The 6,369-nt window shown below is 59.9% G+C and carries 5 protein-coding genes; 2 read left to right on the forward strand and 3 right to left on the reverse strand.

Translation table 11 applies throughout. The annotated features are described in order from the left end of the window. Together ABIZ35_RS28005 and ABIZ35_RS28010 are read right to left on the reverse strand one after the other, a co-directional pair. A partial coding sequence (locus ABIZ35_RS28005) for a PAS domain S-box protein (RefSeq protein WP_348223242.1) occupies positions 1-3,293 on the reverse strand: 3,293 nt, incomplete at its 3' end. Beyond that, positions 3,290-4,078, reverse strand: a complete 789-nt coding sequence (locus ABIZ35_RS28010) for an ATP-binding protein (RefSeq protein ID WP_348223243.1) — start codon at positions 4,076-4,078, stop codon at positions 3,290-3,292. The genes ABIZ35_RS28005 and ABIZ35_RS28010, both read right to left, overlap by 4 nt. Positions 4,079-4,226: 148 nt before the next feature. Here ABIZ35_RS28010 and ABIZ35_RS28015 point away from each other — a divergent pair, with 148 nt between their 5' ends. Beyond that, on the forward strand, positions 4,227-5,000 hold the full coding sequence (locus ABIZ35_RS28015; protein WP_348223244.1) for an SDR family NAD(P)-dependent oxidoreductase: 774 nt from the start codon (positions 4,227-4,229) through the stop codon (positions 4,998-5,000). 95 nt (positions 5,001-5,095) lie between these two features. Further along, positions 5,096-5,476 (forward strand): hypothetical protein, encoded by a 381-nt coding sequence (locus ABIZ35_RS28020; RefSeq protein ID WP_348223245.1) that lies wholly within the window; start codon positions 5,096-5,098, stop codon positions 5,474-5,476. A 75-nt stretch (positions 5,477-5,551) separates the two neighbouring features. Here ABIZ35_RS28020 and ABIZ35_RS28025 read toward each other — a convergent pair whose 3' ends face one another. Beyond that, positions 5,552-6,244: a ThuA domain-containing protein gene (locus tag ABIZ35_RS28025; protein WP_348223246.1), complete on the reverse strand. Its 693-nt coding sequence runs from the start codon at positions 6,242-6,244 to the stop codon at positions 5,552-5,554. Positions 6,245-6,369 lie beyond the last annotated feature (125 nt).

A 6,369-nucleotide genomic window follows, 5' to 3' on the forward strand; every position in this document is an offset into this window, starting at 1 on the left:
AGACCATCGGTGAACATGATCACGGAATCACCGGGATTGAGATACTCGACGTTCTGTTCGTATCGGTGATTGACCACGCCGAGGATCGGGCCGTTCGCGGGCAGCAGCGCCACGCCGCCGGCGGCGCGCTTGATGATTTGCGTCTCATGCCCGGCGTTGGCGTAGACGAAGCGGCCCGAACTGGGATCGAACACGCCGTAGAACAGAGTGACGAAATGCTCGCCCAGCCCAGCGGAATCTCCGCGCAGCACACGGTTGAGACGGCTCAGCACAAGGCTCGGCGCGGCGGCTTCGACGGCGAACGCGCGCAGGGAGTATTTGACGGTCGCGGTCTGAACCGCCGCCTTGAGGCCCTTGCCGGAGACATCGGCCATCACCAGCGCGATCCGCCCGTCCGGCAGCTCCAAAGCGTCGTAGAAGTCGCCGCCAACATGCGCTTCGTCGAGGCCCGCCTTGTAAGTGACCGCAAGGCGCAGTCCCGGCAGCTCCTTGGGAATATTCGTCAGAAACGCCGACTGAAGCATGTCCGCCACACGGTGCTCGCGGTCGTAGAGACGTGCATTCTCCAGCGCCAATCCCAGCAGATCCGAAACGGCCATCACCAGAGCGACTTCATCACGCGTCCACCGGCGAGGCTCCCCGCACTGCTGCACGGAGAAGACCCCGCCCCATTCACCGCGCTGGATGATGGGACAGGAAATGAGCGCTCGTGCGTACTGCATGCGGGCGGGCTGCCCCCAGTAAGACTGTAAGCGAAAATCTGTCTCGGTGTCGTGAATCACGATCGGGTTGCCGACCGTCCACGTGTCGAGAAACGCCGGCCCCAGAGTAGAAAGCGCATAGGATACCTGCACAGGGTCGACGCCAGGCGCGGTGTATTGTTGCGGGGAAACTTCTAACGTGGTATGGCCGGCGTCAAGACGTGACCACAGAACTCGGCTGGCGCCCAGAGCGAGACCGACCTCGCTTGTCGCAACACGCAGGATATCGGCGGCGTCGAGCGAGGCGCGAAGCTTTCGGCCAACCGCGTTGATCAGCACTTCCCGCGCAGTCCGAGCGCGCGCCTCTAAATAAAGCCGTGAGTTATCGACGGATAAGGCGACGCGGCGGCCCGCTTCCTCAGCAAGGGTCCGATCCGCCTCGTCGAACCGGACTCCCGACGCCGATCCGATGAAGGTGATAGCTCCGATCACGCGTCCCCGAGCGATCAGCGGCGCGCTGAGGAATGACGCAATCCCGAGATCCCGCAGCATGGCGTAATGGCGTTCATCCACCGCGAATTGCCGCAGCATTTCATCCGTGACATGAGTTTCCAGTAAGGACTCGCCGTTGCGAATGACCTCATAAATTCCAATTTCGCTATTCTTGGTGGTGGGATAAAGCGCGTCGATCTCGCGGGTCACGGCCAGCTTCGCGGGATCGGCGTGCGAGAGCGCCACACGGCGAAGCTCACCGTCTTCCTCCAGCAAATCGACCGCGCACCAATCCGCGAAGCTGGGAGTGACAAGCTCCGCGACACGATTCAGCGTTTCCTCGTAATCCAGGGAACTGCTGACGACGCTGCCAATCTCATCGAGAAAGCGCTGGGCGCGCTCCGCGCGCTTCTGGTCATCAATGTCGGTGCAGGTGCCGAACCATTTGACGATCGCGCCGTCATCGGCTCGTATAGGCACCCCACGAGCCAGATGCCAGCGATATTCCCCGTCGAAGCGGCGCAGGCGATATTCAATGTCGTAACGAACGCTCTGGGTCAGCGCCTCGGTCCAATGCTCGATCGTGCGCGCCAAATCGTCAGGATGCAAGACCAGCTCCCAGCTCCAGCCTTTGCTTTGCTCCAGAGTATGCCCCGAATACTCCGTCCACTTCTCATTGAAATAATCGACGTCGCCATTCGGCAGCGCGGTCCAGACGATCTGCGGGATCGCTTCGGCCAGGAATCGGTACCGCCGTTCGCTCGCTTCCAGCTGGGTGCGCTCCTGCTGGGTTGCTTCAAACAGCCGGGCGTTGTCGATGGCCACGGAGGCGCGACGCGATAGCTCTTCGGCGATCAGCTGGTCGGAAGCGCCATAGCGCCGGTGATCGCGGGACAGCACCAGTGAAACCGCGCCAATGACAGATCCACGCACCTTTAATGGCACGACGATATAGGAATGTAAATTCAAGTCTCGCAGGATACTATGGTGCGCCTCGGTTCGCGCCACTTCCCGCACAAATCCGTCCGCCATGATCTCAGTCAGTATGGGAACGCCACTGCGCAGCACCTGACTGACGGGGTTGCCGCCGGCGAGATCCGGCGGGTTCTGCTTCAGCTCGGCCTGCACGGCGAGCGCCAACGCGGGGTCTGCGTAAGCAACGGCGGTGCGGCGGACTTTGCCGTCTTCCAGCATGTCGATTACGCACAGATCCGCCACCGCCGGAACCGCGAGATGCGCGAGGCTTTGAAGAATATTTTCGTACTGCAGAGAGGACGCGAGGACGACACTGGCGTCGGCGAGAAATTGAATTGCATGTTCGGCGCGCTTGCGTTCGGTGACGTCCAGGACGAACGATAGCGCCTGAAACTCAGGAGCGTCCAAGCGGGAAGCGCTGATGATCACGGACACGCGGCCGCCGTCCTTGCGGAGATACTCTTTCTCGACCGCTGGAGCATTGCCGTTCGCCTTCAGGGAATCATAAGACTCCCGGCTTTTGTCCAGATACTCCGGCGGCGTCATCGCGATCCAGTTGATGCGGCCCGCTGTCAGATCGTCCTGGGTATAACCGACCAGATTGAGAAACGCATCGTTTGCTTCGGTGATTGCGCCGCTTTCGTTCCAGAAGACGATTCCCAGAACGTTGGTTTCCGCCACCCGGCGAAAGCGCGCTTCGCTGGCGCTGAGCGCCGCCGCCATCTCACGTTCACGCAGCTCGGCGCGCCGGACACGCAGTACATTTTGGAGCGTCTGCCCCAGGCCGTCCTCCGTCAAGCGGGACTTGGCGAGATAGTCCGACGCGCCGGCCTTCATCAGCTCCACGGCGACGAGTTCATCGCCGTGACCGGTCAGCACGATGATAGGCGCCTCGTTCCCCGTGGCTCGTATGCTTTTAATCACAGCCAATCCATCGCCGTCGGGAAATTGGAAGTCGAGAAAAACACAGTCGAAGTCGGTCTGCGCGGCAGACGCGATCACCTGCGCACAGCTGGTCGCTTCCTGGATCTCCAGAGGCAGCTTTGTCGCGCGCAGCGCGCGACGCACCGCCATGCGATCCACGATGTCATCGTCTGCAATTAAGATCTGCACACGCTCAGTCATACTGAGGTCCCATTTCTAACGCCGGGCGTAGCGGAGTCATCAGGAGTTTTCAGCCAAGTGAAGGAAAAATCCGCCCCCTGACCGACATCGGATTTGAGCGAAACGACGCCTCCTTGATGTTCCACTATCTTTTTCACCAACGCCAATCCCATGCCGATACCCTCGACTTTGTCGCGCGATTCCAGCGTCTGGAAAATCTGAAATATCCGCTCGTGGAATTGAGGCTCGATCCCAGGGCCGTTATCCACAACATGAAACTCGCAGAACTCTTCATGATCCACGCCGATAACACGAACCTGAGCCTCGGCGCTTCCGCAATGCTTGATCGCATTGCCGATCAAGTTCAAAAAGACTTGCTCCAATACTGTGAAGTTCGCGGGAAGAGTTGGAAAGTCGCCTTCCATGCGAACCTCGACAGTCGGCGGCGGCGCCAGCAGGTCAATCGCCTCCGCGACAAGCGTGCGACTATCAACCATCTCCATCTGAGTATCGACACGACCAACGCGCGAATATTGCAGGATGCCCTGGATCATGGCGTCCATGCGATGGACGCGATTTCGCAGCAGGGCAAGCTGGCCGGCGGTCTCTTCCGGGATCTGGTCGCCAAGATCTTCCTCGATCCACTTGGCCAGATTGGCGATCCCGCGCAGCGGAGCGCGCAAGTCGTGGGAAACAACATAGGCGAATTGATCCAGCTCGGCGTTTCGCTGCGCCAGCATACGCGCCAGATCGCCGCTCGCGCTATCATCGGGCGTATGTTGTGAAGAAGTGGGTGGTGAATGCATTGACCGTTACTGCCATGCGAATTTTTCGTTCCAGGGTGATTGTCGGATCATTGTAGCACACCGGAGAAGCGAATGGGTATTTGCTTCTTTCAGGGGTAAGGCGGCGGCGTATAATTGCCGATAATCTCAGTTGGGAGGAATTTGGCATATGTCTAGAATGATCCAGGAACCGGCAATGGAAGGCAAGGTGGTGATTGTCACCGGAGCCTCCAGCGGCGTCGGCTACGCCACGGTGCGCCGGCTCATTCACAGCGAGGGGGCGACCGTCATCGCCGTCGCGCGGCGGCGGATGTTCCGCATTGAGGCGCTTTCCAGCCAGGCGGAGAAGGGCCGATTGGTCGCGATCACCGCCGACATGGCCGACCGCACCCAGGCGGACGCCCTGATGACCCAAGTTTTCGAAAAGTACGGACATGTGGACGCCTTCGTCCACGCCGTCAACCGTGTCCTGAAACTGAGCGCGCTCGACGTGACCGATCAGGAGTTCGATCTGACGATGCAGGTCAATGTCAAAAGCGCCCTGTACGCCGTTCAGGCGCTGACACCCCATCTGCGCCGTCAGCACCGAGGCGGCATCGTGATCTACAACCCCACCCCGCTGGAGACGGAAGCGTTCGTCGCCTCGGAAGCCGTTTACGCGGCCTCCGCCAACGCCCTCTCAGCGCTTGCGAACGGTTGGGGACGCCAGCTTGCATCCCACGGCATTCCCGTATTCGAAGTCGCGCCCTGCCCCGTCAAAGAAGCTCTTCTGGCGACCCAAACACCGCATGACCTGCAAATCGTGGAAGCGCTGCGGGACGCGATGTTCGCCACGCCGCGCCTCCATGCCGCGCCCGCCCTGGAGCTCCAGCCCCAGCACGCCAATTTCTCGGCGCCAACCGTCATCTCCGAGCGCGGCGGACTTCGACTCATGACGTTTTGACGAAAGAAAATTCCGAATGAACTAACCGGTCTTCACCGCGTCCATAGCACTGTAGCGCGAACAGTTCGCGCACATTACTGGCGGGAGGAAACCGAATGATAAAGAAAGCAATGATCGTCGCCGTTCTGTTGACCGTGGGCGGCTCCATGCTGGCGCAGGCGCCAGGCTTCGCGGCCGGAGGCAAGGGTAAGGGCAAAGCCGGCGAAATGAAGCAGCTCGCCAAGCTTTCGGAAACGCTGGCGCTGACCGACGACCAGAAGGCGAAGATTAAGGACATCTACAAGGCCGAGGCCCCAAAGATGATGGCGATCCGCAAAAACACGGCGCTGACTCCAGAAGAGAAAAAAGAGCAGATGAAGCCGATCCGCAAAGAGATGCGCACGCAGATCGAGGCGCTCCTTACCCCGGAACAGAAGCTCAAGTGGGCAGCAAGCCGACACGATCACAAGAAAAAAGGCGTGACCGCTCCCGCCTAATTCTTCCGCAAAATTTGAACACAAAGGCCGGCGACCCTAAATTGGTCGCCGGCCTTTTCCATGTGAAACGAACGGCTACAATGCTTCTTCCGCGTGCGCGGCCCAGAGCAGTCCGCGCACCATGAGGGGAAGAACTTCCCTCTGGGTGACGATATTCGCCTGATGCCCCAGGGCATTGTAAGACACCCGGCCTTCACCGTAGTAACGCGTCCAAATCTGCGGCATATCGAACGGACCGTTCTTTACGTGAGGCCCATCGGCGACGGGAAATTGGGTGACGCCCAGCACATGGTTCGAAGGGTCCGTATGCAGATAGTACTGTTCGGACTTTACCGCGAACTCCGCCGGGCTGCCCTGTGTGATGAAGTGATTCGTGTCCGTAATACGAACGGTATATTCCGTCCCATCATTGCCGGGATGCGAAATCCACTGCCCGCCGGTCATGAACTGCCACTCGGTCTCATTGCGGAACGAATCGCACATGCCGCCGTGACATCCCGCGATGCCGACGCCGCCCTTAACCGCCTCCAGCACGGGATTGAGCTGCTCGCCCGTAATGGTCCCCATCGTCCACACAGGAACGATCAAATCCAGCGCCTTCAGCTTGTCGGCGTTGAGAAATGCGTCGAGCGTGTCGGACACTTCGACTTCAAAACCCCGCGTTTGCAGTTCACTTGCAAAGATCTCGGCGACTTCCTTGGGCTGGTGTCCGTCCCACCCGCCCCAAACGATCAGCGCGGAGCGCGCGGCCCCATTGTTCTTTGACACAGTCGATTCTCCTTGGCGATTCGTCGATACGAGACTACTGAAACATTTCAACTTGAACGGGCAAAGCTTCGGCCCCTCCGCCCCACTAGAGTAGGATAGCCCCTCCGCCCCAATTCTGGGGGACC

The sequence above is a fragment of the Capsulimonas sp. genome (assembly GCF_039929585.1).
Lineage (GTDB): Bacteria > Armatimonadota > Armatimonadia > Armatimonadales > Capsulimonadaceae > Capsulimonas.